The sequence below is a fragment of the Duganella sp. GW821-FHT01E12 genome (assembly GCF_059422325.1).
In genome coordinates this window covers 1-25,662 of sequence record NZ_JBWKWR010000012.1, presented here as the reverse complement: position 1 = coordinate 25,662, position 25,662 = coordinate 1, and the positions used below count along the sequence as shown (strand labels likewise).

Here is a 25,662-nt window from a genome sequence, read left to right as displayed (position 1 = left end):
GCTTTCGAGGGGCCCGCCGTGGCGGGCCTGTGCAACGTTGTCAATCAGGCATAGGTTTAAGCGTGATATGCGGACTCGCCATGGCTGGTGATATCCAGGCCTTCGCGTTCCTCTTCTTCCGGCACGCGCAGGCCGATGACGACGTCGACCAGTTTGTAGGCGATCACCGAAACGACGGCCGACCACAGGATGGTGGTGCCGATCGCGGTGGCCTGGATGGTGACCTGGCTGACGATCGAGTACGGATCGGCCGACATCTTGTTGGTGACGTAGTCGAAGATGCCCTGGCCGCCCAGCGATGGCGAAGCGAACACGCCGGTCAGCAGCGCGCCCAGGATACCGCCGACGCCGTGCACGCCGAACACGTCCAGCGAGTCGTCCGCGCCCAGCAGGCGTTTCAGGCCGTTCACGCCCCACAGGCAGACCACGCCGGCCAGCAGGCCGATGATCAGCGCGCCCATCGGGCCGACGTAACCGCAGGCCGGGGTGATGGCCACCAGGCCGGCAACGGCGCCCGAAGCGGCACCCAGCATCGAAGGCTTGCCCTTGACGATCCACTCGCCCAGCAGCCACGCCATGGTGGCGGCGGCGGTGGCCAGCAGCGTGTTGACGAAGGCCAGCGCGGCGACGTCGCCCGCTTCCAGTGCCGAGCCGGCGTTGAAACCGAACCAGCCCACCCACAGCAGCGAGGCGCCGATCATGGTCATGGTCAGCGAGTGCGGCGCCATGGATTCGCGGCCGTAGCCGACGCGTTTGCCCATCATGTAGGCGCCCACCAGGCCGGCGACTGCGGCGTTGATGTGCACCACGGTGCCGCCGGCAAAGTCCAGCGCGCCTTTTTGCCACAGGAAGCCGGCCTTGGCGGTTTCGGTCGCCAGCGTTGCCGCGTCCTTGATCGCGTCAGGACCGGTCCAGAACCAGACCATGTGGGCGATCGGCAGGTAGGCGAAGGTGAACCACAGCACGACAAAAGCGAGCACGGCGGTGAACTTGGCGCGTTCGGCGAAGGAACCGACGATCAGGCCGCAGGTGATGGCGGCGAAGGTCGCCTGGAACACCACGTACACAAACTCGGGAATGACGACGCCTTTGCTGAAAGTGGCGGCGGTCGAGAACGTGGCCTTGGCCGGATCCCAGATGCCGTTCAGGAAGGCGCGGTCGAATTTGCCGATGACGGCATTGCCCTCGGTGAAGGCCAGCGAGTAGCCGTACACGCACCACAGCACGATGATCAGCGCGAAGATGGTGAACACTTGCAACAGGATGGACAGCATGTTCTTGGAACGGACCAGGCCGCCGTAGAACAGCGCCAGGCCGGGAATCGACATCATGATGACCAGCAAGGTCGACACCATCATCCAGGCGGTGTCGCCTTTGTTCGGTACCGGTGCCGGCGCTGCGGCAGGCGCCGCGGGGGCGGCCGCGGCGGCAGGGGCGGCGGCGGGTGCCGCTTCAGGCGCAGCCGGAGCAGCCGCTGCCGGAGCGGAGGCAGCCGGCGCGGAGGCGACCGGCGCCGAAGCTGCCGGCTTGGCGTCCTCGGCATGCACCGGCGCGGCCAGCGCGAACAGAACTGCAACCCCAGCCAGCAACGTTGTTATAGTTTTTTTCATCAATCTTCCCCTTAAAGAGCTTCGTTGCCGGTTTCGCCGGTACGAATACGTATGACTTGTTCCAGGTTGTACACGAAAATCTTGCCGTCGCCGATTTTGCCGGTGCGGGCAGCGCCTTCGATCGCTTCGATCGCCTGTTCGACGATGGCGTCGTCCACCGCCGCCTCGATCTTGGTCTTGGGCAGGAAGTCCACCACATATTCCGCACCGCGGTACAGCTCGGTGTGGCCTTTCTGGCGACCGAAGCCTTTGACCTCGGTCACGGTGATGCCTTGCACGTTGATCGCCGAGAGGGCCTCGCGGACCTCATCGAGCTTGAACGGCTTGATAATGGCGGTAATCAGTTTCATACGGGCCTCGCTTAGAAGGTTTTGGAAATGGTCAGGACTGCTCCGGTTTTGGCCAGGTTCTTCCCGTCCGGCGATGGGTAGGCTTTCGTGTCGGCATAGACCGCCGCCAAGGCCACCGTCACGACGCCGAAATCTTTGGTCACGCCCAGCTTGTAGTCGGTATAGCTGAAGGCGCCTTTATGTTTCACGTTCTGGTGGCCCGCGTGCACGTTCAGCACATAGCCGTCGGTCAGCTCGAAGTTGCCGGAGGCGTCGACGTAGCCGCTGTTCTTGCTGTCGTCGAAGCCGAACAGGTTGGTCGTCGATTGCGAGTATTTCAGCGTGACCGGGCCGTAGCCGATCTGGCCGTACAATTCGAAGGTGTTGGCGTTCGGGTGCAGGCCGTTGGACGGATAGTAGTAATACAGGCCGCCGACGTCGTAGCTGACGTCCTTGACGATCTCGCCGCGTTTGCCGGCATACAGATCCCATTCGACATTGCCGTCGCCGCCCGCATCCTTGGTCCATTTGATGGTGGACAGCCAGGTACCGGCATAGAGGCCGGTCGGATTATGGGTGTAATCCGCGCCGCCCTGCAGTGCAGGCTTCAGGCGGCTCTGCGATATGCCGCGGTAGCGGTAGTCGCTGACAACGGCAGCGTTGAAGCTGACTTCGTTGTCGGGTTTCGCTTCCGGCGCGGGTGTCGCGTCTTCGGCGCGCGCCAGACCGGCGCTCATGGAGGCGAATGCTAATGTCAACGCTGCGATCAGGGTAAAGTTCTTGCTCAAGCTTTTCATAGTTGTTTTCCTTGTGTAGTTGAACTTGTTTAGCAGTTGCGGTTTAAAATCCTGTGTGAAGCGAAGCGATAAGAGCGTTCATGACTTCTTTAGCAGAATGCGTGCCAGCTAATCTTGTCGAGGTGATAGCTGCCGAACGACATCGGCAACGGGACCGCATTTGAAAGAATGTGAGAATGGGATGGGTGCGGCGGTGATTTTTCCGAATTTCGCACCACAATAAGGCTGGAGCGCACTGCAATGGTGCAGTGCTTGGCCGGTTAGATCAAGGAATATTATGGATATGAATACTTTTTTCAATGACTTGCAAAACAAGATCAATCAGGCCATCGAAAACTCCCCAGCAAAGGACATCGAGAAGAACGTCAAGTCGATGATGACCCAGGGATTCGCCAAGCTGGACCTGGTGACCCGCGAGGAGTTCGACGTGCAGGCGCAGGTGCTGGCCAAGACCCGCGCCAAGCTCGAAGCGCTGGAAGCGCGCCTGGCGGAACTGGAAGCCAAAGCCGGCCAATAAAGCCGGTCTGCGCTGCGCCCGTTTGGGCTAGCGCAAAACACGGCGGCGGGCCTGGGCTACGCTGGCGGCTGGTATCCCACTGGTCGTCCGCTAACCCATGAGCCTAGCCGTACTCAAAAGCCGCGCCCTGGCGGGCATGGAGGCGCAGGAGGTCAGCGTCGAAGTGCATCTGGCCAACGGCTTGCCGGCCTTCACCATCGTCGGACTCGCCGACACCGAGGTCAAGGAAGCCAAAGACCGCGTCCGCGCCGCCATCCAGAATGGCGGATTCGAATTTCCCGCACAACGCATCACCGTCAATCTGGCGCCGGCCGATTTGCCGAAGGAATCCGGCCGTTTCGATCTGCCGATCGCGCTGGGCATCCTGGCCGCCTCCAAACAAATTCCCTCCAACCGCCTGCATCAGTACGAGTTCGCCGGCGAGCTGTCCCTGTCCGGCGAGCTGCGGCCGATACGCGGCGCGCTGGCGATGTCGCTGGCCACGCGCCGCGACGGCGGCACCCTGGCCTTCATCCTGCCGCTGGCCAACGCCGACGAGGCGGCGCTGGTCGGCAACGCCGCCATCTACCCGGCGCAATCGCTGCTCCAGGTGTGCAGCCACTTCGCGGCCAGGTCGGTCGAAACGATGCTGTCGCGCCACGATACGGCGCAGCTGGTGACGCAGCAGACGTATCCCGACTTCGCCGACGTCAAGGGGCAGGTGTTCGTCAAGCGGGCGCTGGAGGTGGCGGCCGCGGGCAATCACTCGGTGTTGATGGTGGGCCCGCCGGGCGCCGGCAAGACCATGCTGGCGGCGCGCTTCGCCGGCCTGTTGCCGGAGATGAGCGACGAGGAAGCGCTGGAGGCGGCCGCCGTGCAATCGCTGACGGGCGCCTTCCGCATCGAGCAGTGGAAGCGCCGCCCGTTCCGCTCGCCGCACCACACTTCGTCCGGCCCGGCGCTGGTCGGCGGCGGCAGCGTGCCCAGGCCGGGCGAGATTTCGCTGGCGCACCGGGGCGTGCTTTTTCTTGACGAGCTCGGCCTTATAGGGTTTAGGCCGTTGTCTGTATGCCATATTTGCAGTGTCTCAAGTGGTCTTTGTACCACCCAGCAGTGAATCCGAAGTAATTTTCCGTATCAATGTTTCGGTTGCTTCAATTTCTCGACTACGAGTTGGGCCTGTGAGCGGTGGCCCCTGCCCTGTAAGGACCCAGTGCAAATTTGGGTGAGCCTCGTCGCATATCGCGATCTGCGCAAATGCAGCCAGCCTCTCGGCGTCAAGAAACGCCTCCCCCCGACGCATACGGGCCAAGGTAGCGGAATTTGCATACCCAAGAACTCTACTGATCTCGGCATCCGAGCGCCGGGTCGAATCCAGCATAGCGGATAGTCGCGAACACATTTCGCGCATGAGTATCCTGTTTTTTACTGGCCTTGACATTTTTTTATAATATCATCATTTTCATGATATTATAATTAGATAGGACGCGTTTTTTGCGGAAACCTTTGAAGGATAGTAAAGACCACATGGATCGTAGCAACAACACCCAGCCACAGGACCTCCCCGATGGGGCTGGTGTCAGCTCTTGGTTAGACGGCTGGCTTTCGCCGTCGCCGACCACCAACCAAGGGACTACTGGCCTAGGATTCCAACGATGGTTCCATTTCAAAGAGGCCTTCTCCCCATCATTCGTTCAAGAGGTAATTCAAAGCCAGCCTCAAATGCCGCGCACGATTCTTGACCCGTTTTCGGGTTCAGGAACCACCGCACTAACATCGCAATTCTTTGGCATCGTTCCAACCGTAATAGAGGTCAATCCCTTCTTAGCGGACCTTACTGAGGCAAAGCTTTCAGTCTTGGATGCCGCACGCCTTCTCCACATCAAGCGATCACTGATCCGTCGCGCAAAACAACTTCGCAAGCCAGAATTGATCGAGCGGTATCCGTTGCCACCGACTTTCATCGAGCCAGGCGTGAAAGAACGGTGGATCTTTAACCTTGATATTGCGCAAAAAATTCTGAGCTATCGTGCTGCGATCGAAGAACTCGACGATCTAGGAATTCAGCGCATCGCGCGAGTAGCATTAGGTTCAACACTCATCCCGGCAAGCAATGCGGTAGTGAATGGGAAGGGGCGGCGCTACCGGCGCGGCTGGCAATCCAGGGAAATACCTGACGTCGACAGTCTGTTCGATATCTCGTTCTCAAGAATTATTGAAGACGCACCTCTAACCGCGCGGAAGAAGGTAACTGACTACACGCTCCTACGAGGTGACTCAAGGGAACAGGTCAATCACGTTCAGAGTGGAATTGACCTGGCACTTTTCTCTCCGCCATATCCAAATTCCTTCGACTACACAGATGTATATAACGTCGAACTATGGATGCTAGGGTACCTCACGTCAAACAGCGGAAATCGCTCCCTGCGCGAGCAGACGCTTCGCTCGCATGTCCAGATCAGACGCGACCTGTCTTTTGATCTGAGGTCGGACACGTTGACAAGCGTGTATGAGCAGCTCACCGCGAAACGCGAAGACTTGTGGGATGAGAAAATTCCTGAGATGGTCGGAGCGTACTTCGCAGACCTTATTGGGATTGTCAGCAAAATCGGAGACCGTCTAACGCCCGCAGGACAAATCGAACTGGTCGTAGGTGACTCACAGTACCAAGGGATACATCTTCCTGTCCCAAAGATTCTGGAGGAGCTGGCGCCGCATTATGGACTCCAAGTGATAGCGCAGCACAAAGTCCGTTCGATGCGTTCTAGCGCACAGCAAGGCGGAACACTAAACCTGCCCGAGTCATTGGTAACTATTTCTCGCCGCTGACCTCGCTCAAAGAAGTCAGTGCTTTTTCGACTTTTGCATTTCGCTTGTCCTGCGAAGTAAACTGCACATCACTAATCCATAGGTCGACCGAGAGCTTCGAGGCCAGCGCAAGGGATTTGGTTTTTACCGCCCCATCTACCGGTGGTTTCCGCATGTCGTATAACCTAGCACATGCCCTATGTGCGTTGTAGTGCGAGCGATAGCTCCAGGCCTGCTTTACCACTTCCAATGCGCTTGCTTCATTTGCCGCGTTCGAAACCTTCGACACGCCTTTCGCTCGCTTTGTCGGGTGGCTAAAGGAACGCAGCACCTTTAACTCAAGGATTACTCTGTGAGGACCAGCCGGCGTTTCAGAGTACAGCAACAGATCCGCGCGCCCATCAGGATTAGGCAACTCGTCCATAATCAATGAACCAGAATCCACAAACTTCAGGGCAAACTGAAGTTGGACTTGTATTACTTTCTCTGTGCTTTCTGCCGGCACATGAGAATGCCCTTCTATGTCCGCCCAGACCTTGGAGCGACCTGAAGGAGCGTTGACCCATGTGTCGTCAAATTGGTCGAGTGTCTTCTCAAGCGTATCGCCAATCAACAACTGTGAAACCACGCCGAATGGGCGCTGCTCATGGATTCCACTAGCAATCCCACTTGGGTACAGGGTCACGACTGAGCTGTGAAGCTGAAAAATTATGGTCGCGGTTGTTCCTAGTCCCAACGCAGCGATGGCTTTGGCGTGATCGCTCATCTTAGGATACGTGGATTTAGAACAGCAACCAGCCCCTCCATTCCTACTAATTAGGACAATCCGATTTTCGATATCTCCCAACACGACCGAAGTGTCAGTCGTCCAAACCAAATTGATTTCGTCAAAATCGTTGGCCGCTGCGGTTCGCTCCAGATCGTCACAGAACACATAGGTAACGCAGGTAGGCAACGAATGAGGCAAGGTGATTTCGCGACATGCGTGCCGAACTTGGTCGATCGAGCGGCCGCCTGCTCGCTCAAAACTAAATGCGGAGCCGATGCCGGCGGTCGGTATCGTGCCAATCGAGGCCATAAGGTCAGCAGCACTCGCGGCGCCAAAACTGCTCGTCGAGGAAGCCATCGTTATACTCCGACCGTTGCGCTAGATTGCTGAGCCAGTCGATGGACCAGATAATTTGCGTACAAATGGAACGAACGACCATTTTTCTCGTCCACGACCTTATCCACTTGAAACGGTTCGAATTGCGGTTCGGCGCCAGCATCTTCCGCTATTTCCTCGTTGGATGTAGCTGCGGGTATGCCGGCAGGTTCAACGGGCAAAGCAAACCGAGTAAGCCAGTTATGGAAGAGAAATTTAGCTGCATCCCGCGAATGGTTCTCACCACTCCACTCCCCAAAGTCGATAACCTCGCCTTCTCTGACCGTGTCCTGGCCAAAGTTTGCGTCCAACTTAGCTGCAAGTGTCGTCAGAGCAGCCGGCGTCGACAGGAATGCGCTAACCATTTCTGATATCGCACGTTCAATGTCGGTCAGCCCCCCTGTCCCACAGGCCACCTGCTCAGCCAACGCTTGCCCACGCTGAGTGATTCTATATTTCCCGAAAAATCGCTGATCAGCCGAAATCCATTGCAGGTCTGCGACCTCAACCAATCTCGCACCGACTAACCGATCCAGGTCCCATTGATACTCCGGAAAAAAAGGGCCATAGCTAGCTTTCATTACCCGCGCAGTCTCTGAAGGCAACCCTACGCTCGGTAGCAAGGCATTGACGTAATAGACCAGTTTGTGGAAAAAATCTGATGACACAGTTCCAGAGCCGGCGAGACAGGTAGCACGCAGTACCAGTAAGATCCAGTAACGTCGGAAATGGCTCGGTTGGGCTTGAGTCATTTCCCCACCTCAGATATCGAGTCAAAATTTTCCCAAGATGGGAAGACGGCCCTTTGAAACTCATCCTTGTACTCGCCCTCGTATTTTGTTAGCGCTGCGTTCTTCGCCGCTATCTCAAGAAGGTTCACCATCCTGCTTATTCGCTCACTCGGTGGAACAGCCCTCAAAGCCCTGGCGTTAAAACCTTCGCGGTCGCTCTCACGCGCGAATTGAACTGCCTCAGTCTCTGGAAGCACTCCGAAAAGAGCAGGAATCATTGCTTCCCTGTTGAGATTTGTACTCGCAATCAGGAAGTTGGACGAGTTCTCTGCAATTTGCAAAAACTGACGAATCATTGTTCCGGCGCGCGGAACAAACACGGAGTCGAGACTCGCCTCAGGTGTTTCGACGACCATCATCGCAGAGCTCTGAGTTGTAATTTCAGCGATCAAACTCATGCGGAACGCCATGTCTATGAATTCGCGCTGCGATTCCGAAACATCGTTTGGCGACATGCGATTTGCGGCCTCATCCTTGAAAACGCCGGATGTCAGTCTTACAGAGAACCCTGGGAACCGGAACTTAACAGTCGAAGGCCCTTGACCAATTCGCTTCTCACGCACGTCATATTGGAGAACGCACGTCTCTGCCATAAAGCCCGTAATGTATTCCTTGAACCGCTCAATAATCGCCTCAGCCATTTCAGCGACGCGTGCCTCGCCAGGATCGACAATCGCTGCTAACGATGCTTCTGCTTCAGCCTTTTCTTGCTTTGAGTGTTCGAGCAAGTCCTTGAACCCCATAAGCTTATCTTGCAATGCCAGGATCTGGTCTGCGTCTTTTGGCAGGCCATTTTCGATGATTTTGATCTGAAGTAGTACCTCTTGGTGCTGCTTTCGCTGATCGACGAGCTTGCGCATCAAAGATTGGTATTGGTCAGTGACCGTTGCGATCAGAGCATCAACACTGGCTATTTGCTGGGCATCGTCCTCGGCCTCAATTTCCATTATGTGAGCGGAAGCCAGCAAGTCGCTTTTGTCAGCTAAATCGGCATGCTGCTCTCGCTCACCGGGGCCGGCGTCACACAGCGGACAGTGATGAACGTCGAGCCGCTGTTGAACAGCGGTTCGGGCACGTTCCGTATGCGATCCGCAGAAAATACAGCCGCGTTCGCTAATTACTGATGCGACTGCATAAAGCGCCTCATTTTCAGCAGCGGAAAATTCAGCTCGAAGATATTCCTCGTGGGCTGCACGTGCCTTACTGACTTTCGCCTCGCGATGGATTCGTAATGCTTCTACCTGATCTCGGTAGGCGATACGCGAATTGTTGAGTGTCTCAGTCTTCTCCTCAAGGACAACCATAGAGTCCTTCAGGGAATTAAGTGTCTTGTGCAAAGACTTCAGCTCTTGTCCAGCCCGGTTATCAGCCTGCTTAACCAACTCTTTTTGAAGATTCTTTTCATGCCGGCTAAGGACCGCTTGGGTGTTGCGAATCTCCGAGTCATACTGCGCAATCTTGTTATAGAGCGCACGGTATGCAACCTGAGAAGTCGGGTCATAGTACAAAACTCGCAAGACTTCGGCTTGGGCGTCCTCGTCCCAAACAAGGGCTTGGCGATCCTCAAGGAAGAAGAAGATAAAGTGAACTAGCAGAAGATAGTCATAGTATTGCTGGAGACCGGAAAGTTCTAATACACCCTGTTTAAAGCGATTTTCATAAGCTTCAGCATTAATTTCATTCGCTTCGATATCGCCAATTTTTAAGTAGATAATGTCAAGCGAAGACAGCTTTCTAGTTACTATAATTCGACGCTCACCAAACCCCAAGGTGGCGGTGGCTGTCGCAGAAGCTGCGGCGTCCTTCACCCGTGCTGAGAAGAAGCGCAAATGAGAGCGCCCCTCTTCACGACTCCCCATCCCGAGCCCGGACATCGCCTGAATCTGACTCGGTCCAGCGACCAACTTAAGCAACAAGTTCAGCAAAGTGGTTTTGCCAAGGCCATTGACGCCAACCACAATATTGACACCTGACTTTACATCGTAGCTAAAACCTCGCCCATGATCGCCAGGGTAGAGTTGATAGTCAGACACGCTGAACTGATGGATGACAGGAAATCGAAGGTCGTTCTGTACTGGCGCCACTGTGTATCCCTTTATCTGATCGCTAACATCCTAACCATGCAGGGTGCGGACTAACTGAGTATACACATTTCCACTATGCAAATAATCACACTTTGTCACCGAAAGTTGCACCTGCGACTACACCAATTATGGCGGCTGTAATTTTCCCGGATGCAATGCACAATGCAAGGTCTCTCTCACTGGACGGCGATTTTTGTCCATGCTCGAAGTTACAACGTACTTGATAAATAATCATCGATAACGCCGCCAGCTTTGCTGCCGGGCGGTCGGCAGCTACGTACTCTGCCAGGAAGGGCGCTGTATCGTGCCCGTTTCCCCGCATGTCAATAACTGGCGAGCTGACAAGGATCGAGATCTCCTGCGAGTGGCTGGCGAGTAACCCTGCTGCATCCGCGTCCTGGATTTGTGCTTGGAGGAAGTGGCGAATCTTTCTCCGTTCATCTATCTGCTCAGTCGAAAAATACAGATTGTTGAACCCGCGCCAATAGTCTGAGAATGAATCGAATGGATCGACATTGGAATTTCCACGCCTAAACCACTCCAGCGCCTTCGTCATCATATCTCCCTCATTGACGCGTCGCGTCAGTTAGCTCTGCTGCTGCACCTCGATAATCCGCTCCTGCCGTTTCGTCTCCTCGGCAACAATCTCTGCAATTAACGCAGGAACGGATGTCGTCCGACGACGTTCAATTGTCAGGTCAGCCGACCATAACAGCAAGGCTTCATGTAAAGGGACTGGAAGACGAACTAGAACTGCTTTTTTCACGTTATACCTTAAATAAAGCACGGTAAGGACCAAATGCCTACCGACAAATTTCCGTGCTGGGGTGAATGGGTCGTAAATGCCGTGGCCTATTTTGCCCGAAAACTTAACTATAAGGGGATGAAAAATGCGCCGTCTCCCGAACATGCAGCTGATCTCCAGGCCTTTGGCATGGCGGTCAGGGCAGCGCGGCGCGCGATGAATTTGTCCCAGGAAGAACTCGCTCACAGAGCCGCAATAGATCGCAGCCACATGGGCAGGATTGAACGGGGCGAACGAAACGTCACGTTCTTCAACATAGCTCGCATCGCCAGCGCCCTCGGGACATCTCCGTCAGGTCTACTGGCGAGTGCGGGCTTGTGAAGTAGGATCAATTCCTAGACCCGGGATTACGGTGCTTCCGATGACGCTGGACCATCATCCAGCAAACTGTCCGGCGACAAGTTTAGGTCCTTGCGGGCATTGAGTTCCCCAAAATCCGACCAACGCTTGCTTCCTACACCAATCAAATTTGCACCGTAATAGCTAAAGAACGCCGAATAGTGATTCTGCTTTGTTATCGCATCCATGCAACTTCTGACAATAATTTGCCGCTCCAGCGATACCATATCCTGACCGTATAAGTTGATCATTGGCAGCCAATTGTAGAGAGATCGGCAATTGTCGAAAACAAACATATCTAAATACATTTCCCTGCTTTTTGCTTGATACTTCGCCCGCCAATGCTGATCGGTATTGGCATGATGAGAATTTCCCATGTGATTGACGGCAAGTTCTATCCACAAATGCGCCATCGGCACATCACAAAATATCCCCCCATGTGGATCAGGCAATGCAGAAATTACTTGATCAATAGAATCAGATAACATCCCTGACAATATTTCCTTATACGAATACTTGGCATTCCTCAACAAATCATAAAGTTGCACACTTTCGAGCAAAGAAGCCGATCCATTCTTCTTTGTGAATTGCTCGTACCAATATTTGCAAACAACACTTTTCGATTCCTTCAAGCGCAACATGAAATTCCATATAGGAAATTCCTGATGACTCTCAAACACCTCTCCTCCAGATAACTGAAACTTTTCCTTAAGCTCATCATCCGTAGTATCTTCTTCTGATTCATAATCTTGAATCGTCGTCATCTTTTCAATGCAGGCCTTAATTTTTTGGTCATCGAGCTTAAGAAGCATTCTTTTTAGTGCGGGATTATTGGCAACCCTCCACATCGGCTGCATGTAGCCCGCAATCATAGCGGGGTAATGACTTGAAAACGCACTATATGCAGCTTCAAAATTCGATCGAATCGCATTTTCGTATAAGGGCTGATCCTTTATGTCCTCAAGATATCCCTCAGCGACAGCGTAGTCGTACCCTTTTTGATCGATAAAACCATAGGCATCGACACCTTCGGCAAAGAAGCCAGATTTTTTCGGGCCTAAGATGACTTCTGACTCTAAAAAAGGCTGGCTCCTGAAGTAAGAGGCCAGGAATTCGACATTTTCGTCAGTTGCATCCGGAAGACAACTATTGATAACCAGAATTCCCAGATCACTTAAAGAGTCGTTTTCGAAAACGGAATTAATCGTCAAAAGAGGCTTCGATTGCTTACTAAAAAGCGGAGCCGTGAAATCAAGATAAATTATATCAAATTTAAAAGAGGTAATTTTCAGCAGATCAGAAATAGAACCGTTAAAAACCTTCAGCGTTGGGTATGTTTTCTTTGCCTGCTTCAGCGCAAACTGGTAGTTTTCTTTATCAGATTCAATTGCCCAAACATTCTCAACCTGAATCCCCAACTCAATCATAATCGCAAGATCATTTTCTGGCTCAGGTCCGCAGAAATATGCAACCTTTAGCTGCTGTGGCCGCTTAGTCTCGTAAGAATTATTAGAAAAATCTGTCCAAGCCTCAATGAACTTCTCATCTGGATCACAATTCAATCCATCAGAAAGAATTTCATCAAAAGCATAATCCCATAGCCTACGAATATAGTTTGGATGTAAAATACGTTGATGCTCGCGTTCAATTGTCAGTTTCTTGACGGCGTTTGACCAGATTTCAATTCGACTCTTTTCTTTGACTTCTTGCTTATACGTTGTGTTATCGCTCATTTTTGATAAATTTAAAATTAAATTCTGATCTTCCTGTACCGTTTAGGTATCGCCTACAGGGCCTGTCTTCTGACTATGAACAAAACGTGGAGAAGTTGTCTGCGCACGGGCGGACTTGTTTCTCATAATCAGGATAGCATCTTGCTCACGGGAAAAATGCACACATTCTAACGACGCCGACTCCACGAAGTTGGCGTCAACGTGCCCGCTTCTTGAGCTCCCGCTCTAAACTTTCAATCTTTGCGCGCTCATCTCGCAGCTCCAAACTCAGCTCAACGCAAATACAGCGTAATGCTTGAACCTTCGCATTTAACTTGGCCACCTCGTTCAGCAACGGCTCTCTTGCAGGGGCCGTGCCGCTGGACCTTTCAGTTTTCGCTTTAGGAGGAAACTGAGCAATTAGATCTTGATGATGGGAGTAGAGGTTGGCCCTACTAACGCCGGCTATACGGCACAACTCTGAAATCGAAACGGTGCCTATTCGGTCTTCGGCGTTCAACAGTGCCATTGCAGATGCAATTTTCTGGCGTACCCCGAGCAATTTTTCTTTTTGCATTTATTTCTCTCTGTCGCGGGAGATCACACTGTGCAGTATCCGTTGTGAGGCTTCGAATTGCTGTGACACGATTCTTCGACTTTGCTCAGAGATATCAGGTCGAAGCAGAAACGCTTCTTGCTCCCCAGCGCGCCTTTCCCACCACGGCAGATGACGATCCACTACGGCAAAGTTATTGCAGCTCGCACATACGGACGGCGCGCGCTCCAGGGGATTAGGTCCAATTACACTTCCTCGGCACTTAGATTCTTCCTTTGCATAGACGCAGTACCCCCAATCGCAAGGTGCAAGCACCACACCTTCGGCTATCAGGCGTTCTGCGAGAAGATCAATTGTAAGCTTCCCCCTGAATGCAAGGTCATCTCGCTGGCTCATAAGGCGAAGACCCGCTTTTCCACCAATGGATGCCGAGTTCAGCAAACTGAGAATGCCCATGCGTAACTCAATAAGATCCTCCTCCTTTACTAGTTCACTTAGAGCAAAGTCGTTGCCGACGTAATGGCGATCAAGAACCGCCGCATAAACGTGGCCGTAGTGGTGAGCAAGGGACTCCAACGCTGATTTATCCCTCATCACAACGAACCGAGCGAATGTCTTTCGCGCCCTGTGCGCGTGAAAGACACCATCAACCATCTCCGCTGCATCCAAGTTCGCGTCAGCAAAGCGACGCATTAAGATATTTGCGGTCATTTTGCTCAATGGATCAGGCTTTACTCGGCCAGTCAAAATTTCCATTCGCCAGGCCTTGCTAATGAAAAGACAGCTGAGCTGATAGCGCATCCGAATGGGCCGGAACAATCTCTCCATAAGTTGCACGACGCTCACGATCACATCCGGTATGACCCACATGCGTTCCTTTCCCTTTTTTTTTGCAGCTATGCCCTTCACGTACCAGTAATTAACACCATCAGAGTGAGGACGCTGTTCCAGGCAATCACATGAAAGGGAAAGCGCTTCAGAAATTCGCATACCTGAGAAGAGAAGAATTAAGAGCAAGCTTGCAGCAACGACATCCTCAACCGCGCCAAGAAACGAGGTTTCTTTTAGCGCTTGGCCATGAGAGGCTAATTCCGTAGCACGATGTCTAACGGATATTTGCCTATGTAGAGCTCGGGAAGAAGATCTTCTTTCTGAAACGGTTTTCCCAACCCATGCCTTACTGGTATCCCATACCTCATTCACGAGAGCTTCCAGGTCCGCGCTACTATCAATGCGCTGCAGTGAGGTCTTTACTAGAGACGTGGCAGCTGGAAGTGAGATAGGCCGCCACTGTTCATTAGCGCGTCCCCTAGCGGCTATATTCGCGAATTCAAGATGGGCTCGAACGTCAACATTTAGCGATCCGACGTAGTGGTCGCGATCCGACCACAAGTCATCCAGCAAATTAATGTACTGCTGCATCGTAGCTCGCGATAGGCGCTTCGACACTTGAGCTTCACGAGCTCTTCCCATAAGTTTAACTTCTAAAAACTCGATCAAATCGATCTTCGACAACAACTTGTACCGCCAAATTCCCCTTGATACCATCCAATTTGTAAGAGTGCGCAATTCCTTATATTTTGCTCGAATTGTGCCAGGGCTTAGCTGGCCGTACTTTGACTCAGTACGCTGAATCCACCGCGAAATAAACTGTCTTGCGCTCAACCTCAAATACTCACGTTGATGGCGAGTCTCGTTTTTTTTAGGTGGCAAAAAATTAAGCCAAGTGATTTCGTGTTCGTTTGCAGGATAGAGAGGATGAGCGGATACGCGCCATAGCCTCGCTCCTTGATTTTGCAGAGTCTTTGGCATGGGCTACTCCAAACGAGGAAAGGGACGAGCCGTAGCTAATTGGCTTGCGGCTTCCATCACATGCTCTGCGACATTGGGCAATAAGTTCTTGTTCAGAACCTCAAGCGTTGGAAGGTACAAGACATTGAATCGTTGTATCCATCCTTCCAATGCAGCGCGTCCCTGAGTCTCCTCAAGACTAGCACGGGTTTTCAACAATGCAGCGATGACATTTACACTATCCAGAGGGACTAGCGCGCCTGGACATGTCGCACATCGATAGAAATGATCACATGGTGTATTTCGAGACGGCGCCGCGCCAAAATTTGAGAAGGGATCTCTACAGATGAACCCAAAAACGGTGTCAGCATTGGAAGACTTGTCTGTGGAATGGACCAGGGCATCCACAGGATTCTTCGTTCGCGCATGAAGAGCATTTTGGCTTTCAACGATCACACGATCATGCTGTTGGTCACGATCACTCAAACTGCTGTAGCGCATCGTAGTTGCAACGGAAAGGTGATTTAATTTTTGCCGAGCCGCCAAGATACTGCCGGCCCCTTGATGATGAAGAACCGCAGAAGTCCGCCTCAACTGCGTGAAGGCAAAGGTAGGAATCTCGTGTCGCGCACAAAATTGATGAAGCACGTGATGCCACGTTTGTAGCACCGGTAACGACACTCTTCCTCGGTCGTAACAGAGAAAGAGGGCTTCGCTATCAGGAGGATTGAGCTCGAGCAAGGGCGCGGTTAGACGCAGAAGATTTCGAATCAAGGACGGTGCTGCATTTGATTTATCAGAGGGGAAATCCGCTCGCTGCATTCGGAGACTTCGAGGCTTTTCCCAAGTGACCCATTCTCTATCAGATCGCAAAGAATGAGCTTCTATGCAGCCCCTTCTTAACGCCATGACAGCCAGCGGGTTTCCTGCGAGCTGAAACTGAATTGCAACCAAAAACGGGAGCAAATCGCGGGATGAAGGAAGCACACAATGGTGCAGCGATTTCAATCCAAATTGCTTGGTCTTGCGGGACAGTGCCTCTCCACTTCTTGATATCGTACGTTGAGAAGGGAAGTTTCCGCCGCCAATTTCAAGCAGGCGAACTATCAACCGGGCGCGCTCGGTGTTCTTTTCTAGCACCTCCTGCCGCCCAGCACTCAATCGAACAATGACTTCTTCAATTTCCGATAGCGCGGCCTTCATGATTTTCTTGGAGACATCCTCGCTTAGTGACGGCAAAGGATTGGGTGCTTGTCTGTGAAAAACTCTGGTCTCGTCAATAAGCCGCCCCTCGAATCCGTCAGAGAGATTGCGGTAGCACCACCGAATCATCGTCCGGACGTCGTTCAAATAGGATAGCTTTGTGCCTGGCTGAATATTTAGCGCGACGAGCCAATCGTAAAAATCAAGAAGGACGGTAGGAGGCAACCTTTCCTCAGAAGCCAGTCCCTGGTCGGCAAGAAATCGGGCAAAGCTGCGTAGGCTATTCCAGGCCGTAGTAGCTGTACCAAGACGCGTATGGCCATATAAGGCTTCATGAGCTTCAAAGAGCATCATTGCGACAGAATTACTCAGGCCTAGTGCAAAGGAGCGATCTTCAAACTGTATTTTTTTCTGCATCACCCCTCCGTATAGCCGTATAAAAATTCAAGCGCTTGCTCAACCTGAGGAGATGCGATCTCTAACCCACGAAGGTAAATTTCAGTCGTAGCGACAGAGGAGTGTCCCATTAACACCTGAAGAGTTTTAAGCGGATTTATCGAAGCTCCAGTGGAGGCTAAACGTTCTAGCAGTTCCAACACCGTAAGCGCGAACGTATGCCGTATCGAATGAAATGTCGTATTCAGTCCAGCACTCTGGCAGGCCTGCCCAAAGGTCTTCGTTACACGCTCGGGAGTGATTCGACTGCCATGTTTATTAAGGAACACGTACTCCTCCATTCCACGAGTGGGAGTGGGGCGCGTCGTATTGATATACCAGAGAGTAGCATCCAAAAGTTCTCGGAGAACGTACACGCTCTGCAAGACGCCTCCTTTGCGTAGAATGCGAATTTCACACAGTGATCCCAGGTATCCGGAAGATATTGCTCTCCGTATGTCCTCGATAGTAAGACGGCAAATTTCAGCCCGACGCATACCGGTCGATATGGCCCATTGAACAATCAGCCGATAGGAAGGCGATAGGCAATTACTTATGGATTTAAGCATCTGCGGGCTAAGTGGCCGGGGGGCTCGCTGTACTACTCGCGGCAGCGCAATCACAGGCATACTGGCTGTTCTTGGCGAACCGAAAGCTTGTAAATAACGACGAGTCGGTGGCATCTCAAATAGCTGCTTTCCCAATGGCGATTTGACCCACGAAGTGTGATGAGACCACTTTACAAATCGAAGGACAATTCCGACACGGAGGGCAACCGTAGACGGTGATAGCCGACGGCCATTTGCTGACTGATTATTGGATAGTTTATTGCGAAATTGCTGGAGATCAGGCTCCCGCAGGTTCTCCTGATTTAGTCTCAAGTCAGAAATGTAATTCAACCAATATGCTATCGATTCAGCATACGTCCGCACAGCGTCACCATCTACACTTCGACTTCTCTGTGCGCAGTCGATAAGAAAAGCTGTGGCTGCCATGCTTATGACGCCATTGTTGTCAGCGATTCCATAGGCGTATTTCAACCAAGTCAGCCGACGCGGGAACGCCTCGGGAGAGAGAGGTAGTTGACTTATTTCAACATCGATCTCTTCAATCAAATCGATAGGTGAAATTTTAAAGACAAGAAACTTCCTAAGCATTGCATGCCTCTTCGAAGCGACTATAGCTAATTTACGCGAAGTCCAGCATCTTCGAAACATACAGACAGTTAGGGTAACCTAATGCCCGAATTCGCGCGCCATGTGCTGGACGTGCTGCGTGAGCCGCTGGAGTCGGGCCGCATCACCATTTCGCGGGCCGCCCGCCAGGCCGACTTCCCCGCCCACTTCCAGCTGATCGCCGCGATGAACCCCTGCCCCTGCGGCTACGACGGCCACATCAGCGGCGTCTGCCGCTGTTCGCCGGACCTCATCCAGCGCTACCAGGGGCGCATCTCCGGCCCGCTGCTGGACCGCATCGATATCCAGATCGAAGTCCGCGCGGTCGATCCCGAGATCCTGGCGGCCGACGCCGACGGCGAACCGTCGCGGGTGATCGCCGCCCGCGTGCAGGCGGCTTCCGACGTCCAGCTGCAACGCCAGGGCAAGCGCAACCAGTACCTGAGCACGCGCGAGATCGACCACTACTGCAAGCTCGACCGCCCCGGCAAGGCTTGCCTGAAACAGGGCATGGAGCACTTCCAATGGTCGGGCCGCGCCTACCACCGCCTCCTGCGCGTGGCGCGCACCATCGCCGACCTGGCCGGCAGCGAGCGCATCCTGGCAAACCACATCCTGGAGGCAATCCAGTACCGGCGCGCGTTGCGCGAGCGTTGAGTGCGCGCGGCGCACCCATGCTTAATTCTGCCCATCCCGCCGCTAAGCATTACCTCTTCGCCAAGCTTGCTGCTATATTGCTCGATGCCTCCACAACCCGCCGGGAAATCGATGACACGCCTGCCCCTCTACCTTGCCGCCAGCGCGCTGCTGGCCGGCTGCGCCAGCAGCCAGCTGCCGCTGACCGACTTCACCGCCAACTCCGGCAGCCCGCGCGCGCCGGAACAGCTGGCCGTCACGTTTGAGCGGGCCGACCTGGCGCTGCGCGTCGATCCCGCCAGCCGCAGCATCAACGGCGACGCCGCGCTGACCTTCCTCGCCAGCGCCCCGTTGACCCGCATCGCGGTCGAGCTGGACCGCAACCTGCCCGTCGACTACGCCAGCGCGGACGGCGTGCAGCTGGCGCCGTCGGCGATCAGCAACCCGGACGGCCGCCTCTACCTGACCTTGCCGACGCCGCTGGCGGCCGGCGCCCGCACGACCGTGCGCATCCGCTACCACGGCGTGCCGCACGTGGCCTCCCACGCGCCCTGGGATGGCGCCTTCATGTGGAGCAAGACCGAGGGCGGTCAGCCGTGGATCTCCACCACCGTCGAAGGCGAAGGCTGCGATCTGTTCTGGCCCTGCATCGACCATCCGCAAGGCAAGCCCAAGCTGATCGACCTGCACATCAGCGTGCCGTCGCCGCTGGTGGTGGCGGGCAACGGCGTCGCGCTCGGCATGGACGAGAAGGACGGCTGGCGCACCTATCACTGGCGCGCCAAGAACCCCAGCACCTACGGCGTCGCGCTCAACATCGGCCCCTACGAACTGCTGTCCGGCGAGTACGACAGCCGCTATGGCAACAAGATCCCGCTGCGCATGTGGTACCTGAAGGGCCACGACAAACAAGCCCAGGGCCTGTTCGCCGAGTTCGCGCCCATGCTCGATTTCTTCGAGGCCCGCATCGGCCCCTATCCGTTCGGCGACGAAAAAATGGGCGTGGTCGAAACGCCCCACCTGGGCATGGAACACCAGACCATCAACGCCTACGGCAACGGCTACGCCAAGTCGCCGCTGGGCTACGACTGGCTGCTGCACCACGAACTGTCGCACGAATGGTTCGGCAACCAGATGACCAACGCCGACTGGGACGACATGTGGCTGCACGAAGGCTTCGGCAGCTATATGCAGCCGCTGTACCTGGAGCATCTGCGCGGCGAGCGCGAGTTCCAGGCCGAGCTGTTCACGCAGCGCAAGTCCTTGCGCAACAAGGTGCCCGTGGTCAGCGGCAAGAGCAAGCGCATCGAGGACGTCTACGAGGACAAACGCGGCGGCCCCGGCAACGACATCTACACCAAGGGTTCGCTGATCCTGCACACGCTGCGCAACCTGATCGGCGACGACGCCTTCTTCCGCGCCACCCGCCGCATGGTCTACGGCACCGACACTCCGCAGCCGGGCAACTTCGCGCCGCGCTACAGCAGCACCCGCGAATTCATCGCCATCGCCAACCAGACCAGCGGCCGCGACCTGGGCTGGTTCTTCGACGCCTATCTGTACCACGCCGCGCTGCCGGAGCTGGTCGAGGAACGCCACGGCCAGCAACTCAAGCTGCGCTGGCAGTTGAAGGATGGCGGCGCCTTCCCGATGCCGGTGGAAGTGCGCGTCAACGGCCGCATCGAGACACTGTCCATGGCCGACGGCAGCGGCGAACTGACGCTGCCGCCGCAGGCGCTGTACACCATCGATCCCAACTCGCGCGTGCTGCGCCAGCAAGCCCATATCGACGACTGGCAGCGCCAGGAGGAACAACGCAAAATGAAAGCCAAGTCCTGATGAAAAAAATTTCCCTGGCGCTGATGCTGGCGGCCGCCCTGACGGCCTGCAGCCCGCAATACGATTGGCGCGACTACCGCAGCAGCGACGCGCCCTACGCCGTGCTCTTCCCCGGCAAGCCGGCCAGCCAGACCCGCAGCATCCAGCTCGATACGCTGGCGCTGAACATGACGATGACCGCGACCGAGGTCAACGGTGTGATCTTCGCGGTCGGCAGCGCCCAGGTGCCGGACGCTGCCCAGGGCCCGGCCGCGATCGAAGCGATGAAGACCGCGCTGGTCAACAACATCGGCGCCACCGTCACCAGCCATAAATCGGCGGCCGACGGCAAGCAAGCCACGCTCGATGTCGAGGCCAAAGGCAGCCAGAACGGCGAAGCGATGCGCCTGATCGGCCACTTCATCGCCAGGGACAAGCGGATTTACCAGGTCATCGTCATGGGCCGCGACAAGAATATCGTGCAGGACACGGTCGAGACCTATCTCGGTTCCTTCAAACTGAACTGAAACGATGCCGCGGACTTAGGAAGGACTTAACGATGTGCGCTACCGCTCATACAGACGGGGCCGCCTCTTGTATAGTAATGCCCAGGGCCTAATGTTTCGATTACGGCCACCGCGAAGGCAAGAAACGGTGCACCGTGCTATCGTTCCACTACAAGATTAAGAAAGCACTTTATGTTAATTTCCTTTAAATCGAAGTCCAGTCCGGAAGTTCTGATGTATCAGGAACATGCTCAGCGCATCTTGGACCTGCTCCACAAAAATCCTACGCGCGGCGTCATCACGGCGGAGGAGGCGGCCCAGGCCTTGTCGGTGCTGGAGAGCGAAGTTGCTGCGAGCAAATTGCATCCGGAAACGGACGTCGAGCACGACGCCCACACCCACGAGAAGGAAGATGGCGAGACCGTGGAACATGCCGTCATGCAACGGGTCGGCTTTGCCGCCCGCGCCTTCCCGCTGCTGGAAATGCTGCGCTCGGCCAAGCAGGAAAACGAGAGCATCATCTGGGGCATCTGAGCCCGCAAGCTAGTCCCCCGCCAGCGTCGCCGTCAGCGGGAGGTCGAGCGTAAAGCGCGTGCCCACGTCGAGCGCGCTGTCGACCCGGATGCTGCCGTCCAGCAGCGAGGTGACGATGTTGTAGGTGATGCTCAGGCCCAGGCCGTTGCCGCCCTGCCCCAGCTTGGTGGTGAAGAAGGGGTCGAAGATGCGCGCCTGATGTTCCAGCTGAATGCCCTTGCCGTCGTCCTGGAACACGATGCGCACCCGATCCGGTCCCAGCCGTACCGCCCACATCTTGATGACGCCGCCGCTGCGTCCCTCAAACGCGTGCAGCAGCGCGTTGTTGATCAGGTTGATGATGACCTGGCCGTAGGGGCCGGGGAAGCTGTCCATCTGTATATCGTCCGGCATTTCCAGTTCCACCTGATGGCCGGCCTTGCGGATCTGGTTCTTCATCGTCGTCACGATTTCCTGGCTGGCCTGGTGCAGATTGAAATGGCGCCGCTTGGCGCTGGCCTGGTCCACCGCCACTTGCTTGAAACTATTGACCAGTTCGGCCGCGTTGCGCAGGCTGCGCATCAGCAGCGTCGACGCCTCGCGTGACGCCTCGATGAAGCTGCTCAGGTCGGAACGGCGCAGCGTGTTGCTCGCCTGGCGCTGCTCGATCTCCTGGGTCTTGTCCTCCAGCGTGCTGGCGATCACCAGGCTGTTGCCGATCGGCGTGTTCAACTCGTGCGCGACGCCGGCCACCAGCGAACCGAGCGCGGCCAGCTTTTCGCGCTCCACCAGTTGCTGCTGGGTGTCGCGCAGCTGGCGGTAGGAGTCCGCGTTGGCGAACGCCACCGCCACATAGGAGGCCAGCGTGGTCAGCATGTCGAGATCGATGCGCTGGTAGGCGTGGTTGCGGTAGCTGTGCACCGTGATGACGCCGCGCACCTGGCCGGCCACCGAGATCGGCACGTAGATCAGCGAGCGCGGCTCGGTCGGCAGCGAGCCGTCCTCCAGCGTGCCCATGTCCTCGGCGCCGGAAACCAGCGCCAGGTGGCTGATGTAGCGCGGGTACTCGTGCTCCAGGTCGTTGATGAACACTTCCTGCGCGTGGTTGATGCACCAGACGGCCAGCTGGTTGGGCTCGCGCATGCTGCGCGTGTAGGGCGCGTAGCGCTTGCCCTTCTCCATCGCGAACGGATACTCGATCAGCTCGTCCTTGGGCCGGTAGATGCCGATGCCGAACACGCTGGCGTCCATCAGCGCATGCACCTGCTGGTACAGCATCGACATGATGGCCTCGCTGTCCAGGTTGGCCGTGATGCGGCGGCCTATATCGGACAGCAGCGAGATGTTCCGGTGCGCCAGCTCCACGCTTTCCTTCTGGCGCTCGACTTCGCGCTTCTGGCGCTCGATCGATTCCTTCTGCTGCACCAGTTCGCGCGTGCGGTTGCCCACCTCGGCCTCCAGCGCGTGCTTCTGCCGCACCAGCATGCGCAGGCGGACGCGGAACAGCAGGTACACGCTGCCCAGCACCAGCGTCAGCATCAGCAGGCGGAACCACCAGGTCTTCCACAGCGGCGGCGCGATGATCACTTCCACCGCCACCGGCTCGCGGCTCCACACCCCGTCCTTGTTGGCGGCCTTGACGCGGAACACGTAGCGGCCGGCGTCGAGATTGGTGTAGGTGGCGAAGCGCTTGCCGGCATCGGCCGTCACCCATTGCGGGTCGAAGCCTTCCAGCTGGTAGGCGAAGCGGTTGCGCTGCGGATCGGCGTAGTGCAGGCCGGCGAACTCGAACGAAAACACGGCATCGCGATAGCCCAGCCTGAGCGTTCGCGCCTCGTAGATCGGGCCCTTCTCCAACACGTCGCTGCGCGGCTGGCCGGTCAGGATGGACTGGTTATAGATGGAAAAATCGGTGATCGACACCGGTGGCGCGTGCGGGTTGTCGCGGATGTGCGCCGGTTGGAAGGCCGTCAGGCCGGACAGGCCGCCGAAGAGCAGCATGCCGTCGGCCGCCTTGTAGCCGGAGCCGATGAAGTAGGACCCGTCGATCAGTCCGTCGCGCGAGGTGTATTCCTTGAACGCGCCGGTGGCGGGGTCGAGCATCGTCAGGCCGGCCGTGCTGCTGATCCACAGACGGCCGTGCTCGTCGGCGAGGATGGCGCCGACCGGGTCCGGCGCGCGGCCGCTGCTGGTCGGATAAAAGCGGAAATGCAGTTCGCCGTCGGCCCCCTGTTCGGCGCGGCACAAGCCGGCGGCCGTGCCTATCCAGAGGCGGCCCTTGTCGTCCTCGTAGGTGTAATGCACGCGCTTGTTGCTGAGGCTGTCCGCCTTGCCGGGCTCGTGGCGATAGTGGCGGAATTTTCCGGCGGCGCGGTCGAAGCGGTCCAGGCCGTTTTCGGTGCCGACCCACAGCACGCCATGGCTGTCTTCCATCAGCGAATAGACGCGGCCGTCCAGGCTGTCCGGGTCGGCGGGGTCGTGGCGCCAGGTGCCGATCGCGCCCGTTTGCGGATCGATGCGATGCAGGCCCGCGCGCGACGCCACCCAGATCGCGCCGGCGCGGTCGACCAGAATGCGCTGTATCGTTGCCGCGGCGGGATCGGCGTCGAGCACCACCCGCGTGAACCGGCCGCCGGCCGCGTCGCGCCAGGCCAGGCCGTTCGAACTGCCGACCCACAGGCGGCCGCGCTGGTCGATCTGCAGCGCCTGGATCTGGTCGCCGGGCAGGCTGGCCGGGTCGCGCTCGTTGTGGCGCCAGACTTCGGTTTCGCCTTGGGCGGTATCGAGCAAGGTCAAGCCGCTGCCCGTACCCAGCCAGAACTTGTTGGGCCCCGCGCCGGCGACCACGCGCACCTTGTTGTTGCTGATGCTGGGCATCACGCCCGGATACTCGGTGTAGCGTTCGAAGCCGCCGCTGGTCAGGTCCACCCAGTCCAGGCCGGTGTACCAGCTGCCCACCCACAGCGTTCCGGTACGGTCCTGATAGAGTGCGCTGATCTGGTTGTCGCCGATGCCGTGCCGGTCCTGGCTATTGTGGCGGTAGGTGTAGAAATGCCGCGTCACTGGATCGCGCCGCTTCAAACCATCGGCATAACTGCCCGCCCACAGCACGCCATCGTTGTCATGCAGCAGCGCAGTGATGCGTTGATCATGCAAATCGTCGGCCGGCGCCAGCGGGATGCGCTCGGCGTTGTCACCGAGCGGACGCCAGGCCTGCAAGCCTTGCAAGGTGCCGGCCCATAGCACGCCGTCGGCGCCAATCGACAGCGCCTGAATATTGTTGGACGCCGCAGCGCCGTCCCGCGGCGACAAATGCCGGAACTTGCTGCCACCGGCCACCAGCATTTCCACGCCGCTGGCCGTGCCCACCCACAGGTTGCCGCGCTGATCGCGCACCAGCGCGCCGACGCGGTTGTCGGCGATGCTGTCGGCATCGTCCGCCGCATGGCGCAGCGTCCGCACCGTACCGCTGGGGATATCCAGATGCTGCAAACCATCGCTGGTGGACAGCCACAGCCCTTGCTGGCCATCGCCGACGATGCTCAATATGGTCAGGTTGCCGCCCTTGCTGGGCTGGTGAACGAACGATTGGGTGGCTGGGTCATAACGGTCCAAGCCGCCTTTGCTGCCGATCCAGATGGTGCCATTGCCGTCCTCATACAAGGCGTGGATATAGTTGTCGAGCAGGCTGCGCGAATTGGTCGGATCGTTCTTGAACGCGGTGGTGCGGTAGCCGTCGTAGCGGTTCAGGCCCGCCTGCGTCCCCAGCCACATATAGCCATGCCGGTCCTGCAGGACAGCGGTGACGGATTCCTGGGACAGCCCCTGTTCGATGCCGAGATGCTCAAACCGCAGACTGAGCGGCGCAGCCCCTGCGACAGGCATAAGCGCCGGCAAGAGCAAGCCGCATAGAAAGATAAAACGTATTGCGTAACCTGGCATAGGGCTGCGTCTCCGTGATGCAAGCCATTCTAATGCACAAAGATAAATCGGGACGAAAAAAAGCCCCGACCAAATCATTGGAAGGGGCTTTTTAGTATAACTAGCCTGACGATAACCTACTTTCACACTGGTTGCAGCACTATCATCGGCGCAGAGTTGTTTCACGGTCCTG

20 protein-coding genes and 2 pseudogenes are annotated in these 25,662 nt (G+C 56.3%); 8 read left to right on the top strand and 14 right to left on the bottom strand.

Features of this window, described 5'->3' with window-relative positions; all coding sequences use genetic code 11:
- Positions 1–56 precede the first annotated feature (56 nt).
- The 3 genes from AC07WS_RS25370 to AC07WS_RS25360 are packed head-to-tail and all read right to left on the bottom strand — an operon-like array spanning position 57 to position 2,736.
- Entirely contained in the window at positions 57–1,610 is a 1,554-nt protein-coding gene (locus AC07WS_RS25370; protein WP_494731738.1) for an ammonium transporter, read from the bottom strand.
- Between the two features lie 11 nt (positions 1,611–1,621).
- Positions 1,622–1,960 (bottom strand): P-II family nitrogen regulator, encoded by a 339-nt coding sequence (locus tag AC07WS_RS25365; RefSeq protein ID WP_173594552.1) that lies wholly within the window; start codon positions 1,958–1,960, stop codon positions 1,622–1,624.
- Positions 1,961–1,971: 11 nt separating this feature from the next.
- Positions 1,972–2,736: a TorF family putative porin gene (locus AC07WS_RS25360; protein ID WP_494731737.1), complete on the bottom strand. Its 765-nt coding sequence runs from the start codon at positions 2,734–2,736 to the stop codon at positions 1,972–1,974.
- A 277-nt stretch (positions 2,737–3,013) separates the two neighbouring features.
- On the opposite strand from AC07WS_RS25360, the gene AC07WS_RS25355 reads away from it, so the two are divergent.
- From AC07WS_RS25355 to AC07WS_RS25345, 3 genes and pseudogenes are all read left to right on the top strand, one after another.
- A complete protein-coding gene (locus AC07WS_RS25355) occupies positions 3,014–3,253 on the top strand; it encodes an accessory factor UbiK family protein (RefSeq protein WP_494731736.1) in 240 nt (79 codons plus the stop codon).
- Positions 3,254–3,350: 97 nt separating this feature from the next.
- Positions 3,351–4,271, top strand: a pseudogene (locus tag AC07WS_RS25350) (YifB family Mg chelatase-like AAA ATPase); the annotation flags it as partial.
- Between the two features lie 488 nt (positions 4,272–4,759).
- The gene (locus AC07WS_RS25345) at positions 4,760–6,061 is read left to right on the top strand and encodes an SAM-dependent methyltransferase (protein WP_494731735.1); all 1,302 of its coding nucleotides are present in this window, start codon (positions 4,760–4,762) and stop codon (positions 6,059–6,061) included.
- Here AC07WS_RS25345 and AC07WS_RS25340 read toward each other — a convergent pair.
- The 5 genes from AC07WS_RS25340 to AC07WS_RS25320 form a co-directional block, all read right to left on the bottom strand.
- Positions 6,045–7,166 (bottom strand): hypothetical protein, encoded by a 1,122-nt coding sequence (locus tag AC07WS_RS25340; RefSeq protein ID WP_494731734.1) that lies wholly within the window; start codon positions 7,164–7,166, stop codon positions 6,045–6,047. The two genes, AC07WS_RS25345 and AC07WS_RS25340, sit on opposite strands and share 17 nt — an antisense overlap.
- Positions 7,167–7,168: 2 nt before the next feature.
- Entirely contained in the window at positions 7,169–7,936 is a 768-nt protein-coding gene (locus tag AC07WS_RS25335; protein WP_494731733.1) for a hypothetical protein, read from the bottom strand.
- A complete protein-coding gene (locus AC07WS_RS25330; RefSeq protein WP_494731732.1) occupies positions 7,933–10,008 on the bottom strand; it encodes a hypothetical protein in 2,076 nt (691 codons plus the stop codon). The genes AC07WS_RS25335 and AC07WS_RS25330 overlap by 4 nt, the downstream gene beginning before the upstream one ends.
- A 136-nt stretch (positions 10,009–10,144) precedes the next feature.
- Positions 10,145–10,615: a hypothetical protein gene (locus tag AC07WS_RS25325; protein ID WP_494731731.1), complete on the bottom strand. Its 471-nt coding sequence runs from the start codon at positions 10,613–10,615 to the stop codon at positions 10,145–10,147.
- Positions 10,616–10,645: 30 nt separating this feature from the next.
- Positions 10,646–11,050, bottom strand: a complete 405-nt coding sequence (locus tag AC07WS_RS25320) for a hypothetical protein (protein ID WP_494731876.1) — start codon at positions 11,048–11,050, stop codon at positions 10,646–10,648.
- Between AC07WS_RS25320 and AC07WS_RS25315 the strand changes: the two genes are divergently transcribed.
- Positions 10,943–11,185 (top strand): helix-turn-helix domain-containing protein, encoded by a 243-nt coding sequence (locus AC07WS_RS25315; RefSeq protein ID WP_494731873.1) that lies wholly within the window; start codon positions 10,943–10,945, stop codon positions 11,183–11,185. The genes AC07WS_RS25320 and AC07WS_RS25315 overlap by 108 nt on opposite strands.
- 26 nt (positions 11,186–11,211) lie before the next feature.
- Here the strand turns inward: AC07WS_RS25315 and AC07WS_RS25310 are convergent, their stop codons facing one another.
- The 5 genes from AC07WS_RS25310 to AC07WS_RS25290 form a co-directional block, all read right to left on the bottom strand.
- On the bottom strand, positions 11,212–12,936 hold the full coding sequence (locus tag AC07WS_RS25310; RefSeq protein WP_494731730.1) for a hypothetical protein: 1,725 nt from the start codon (positions 12,934–12,936) through the stop codon (positions 11,212–11,214).
- A 196-nt stretch (positions 12,937–13,132) separates the two neighbouring features.
- Positions 13,133–13,492: a hypothetical protein gene (locus AC07WS_RS25305; protein ID WP_494731729.1), complete on the bottom strand. Its 360-nt coding sequence runs from the start codon at positions 13,490–13,492 to the stop codon at positions 13,133–13,135.
- Positions 13,493–15,283, bottom strand: coding sequence for a tyrosine-type recombinase/integrase (locus AC07WS_RS25300; RefSeq protein ID WP_494731728.1), 1,791 nt, complete (start codon positions 15,281–15,283; stop codon positions 13,493–13,495).
- A 3-nt stretch (positions 15,284–15,286) separates the two neighbouring features.
- Positions 15,287–16,882: a site-specific integrase gene (locus AC07WS_RS25295; protein ID WP_494731727.1), complete on the bottom strand. Its 1,596-nt coding sequence runs from the start codon at positions 16,880–16,882 to the stop codon at positions 15,287–15,289.
- Positions 16,882–17,469 carry a tyrosine-type recombinase/integrase gene (locus AC07WS_RS25290; protein WP_494731872.1) on the bottom strand — a complete coding sequence of 196 codons (588 nt, stop codon included), beginning with the start codon at positions 17,467–17,469 and terminating at the stop codon, positions 16,882–16,884. The genes AC07WS_RS25295 and AC07WS_RS25290 overlap by 1 nt, the downstream gene beginning before the upstream one ends.
- 669 nt (positions 17,470–18,138) lie before the next feature.
- Here AC07WS_RS25290 and AC07WS_RS25285 point away from each other — a divergent pair.
- The 4 genes and pseudogenes from AC07WS_RS25285 to AC07WS_RS25270 form a co-directional block, all read left to right on the top strand.
- Positions 18,139–18,732 (top strand): annotated as a pseudogene (locus tag AC07WS_RS25285) (ATP-binding protein); the annotation flags it as partial.
- 111 nt (positions 18,733–18,843) lie between these two features.
- On the top strand, positions 18,844–20,550 hold the full coding sequence (locus AC07WS_RS25280) for a M1 family metallopeptidase (protein ID WP_494731726.1): 1,707 nt from the start codon (positions 18,844–18,846) through the stop codon (positions 20,548–20,550).
- The gene (locus tag AC07WS_RS25275) at positions 20,550–21,056 is read left to right on the top strand and encodes a hypothetical protein (protein ID WP_494731725.1); all 507 of its coding nucleotides are present in this window, start codon (positions 20,550–20,552) and stop codon (positions 21,054–21,056) included. Before AC07WS_RS25280 ends, AC07WS_RS25275 begins: the two co-directional genes overlap by 1 nt.
- 171 nt (positions 21,057–21,227) lie before the next feature.
- Positions 21,228–21,569 carry a DUF1840 domain-containing protein gene (locus AC07WS_RS25270; protein ID WP_494731724.1) on the top strand — a complete coding sequence of 114 codons (342 nt, stop codon included), beginning with the start codon at positions 21,228–21,230 and terminating at the stop codon, positions 21,567–21,569.
- A gap of 9 nt (positions 21,570–21,578) precedes the next feature.
- Here AC07WS_RS25270 and AC07WS_RS25265 read toward each other — a convergent pair whose 3' ends face one another.
- Entirely contained in the window at positions 21,579–25,433 is a 3,855-nt protein-coding gene (locus AC07WS_RS25265; protein WP_494731723.1) for a sensor histidine kinase, read from the bottom strand.
- Between the last annotated feature and the right edge of the window lie 229 nt (positions 25,434–25,662).